This window comes from Cedecea sp. B1(4), from assembly GCF_059414925.1.
This window is the reverse complement of record NZ_JCAHMZ010000030.1, coordinates 1-265: the sequence shown is the minus strand read 5'-3', so window position 1 is coordinate 265 and position 265 is coordinate 1. Positions and strand designations below refer to the sequence as shown.

Annotated in this window: 1 protein-coding gene; it reads right to left on the bottom strand. The window is 66.4% G+C overall.

Annotated elements, in window-relative coordinates:
- Positions 1-265 (bottom strand): hypothetical protein (locus ACR6JA_RS22020; RefSeq protein ID WP_494599501.1); only part of this gene is annotated, 265 nt, incomplete at both ends.

Sequence of the window (265 nt, the reverse complement as noted above, 5' to 3'; positions counted from 1 at the left end):
GCCGGCAGGGCCTGGTTGCGCAGGAACTCGCGGTCCAGGAAGCTGGTAAGTATCGTCAGGTCTGTGCGCTCGCCCAGCGCGACGGCAAACGAGGGGGCGATGTAATTGTTCTTGTAGAACACGTGGTCCGTCACGTCGTCGCTTTCGTTGACCAGCGCGGCGACGCGGAACCCCGAGCGACCGTCGGCCGACAGTGGCCGGCCCAGATCCGCGGTGACCTGCCTCATGCCGAGATTGCCCACGGTCACGCCCACCTCGCCGAAGG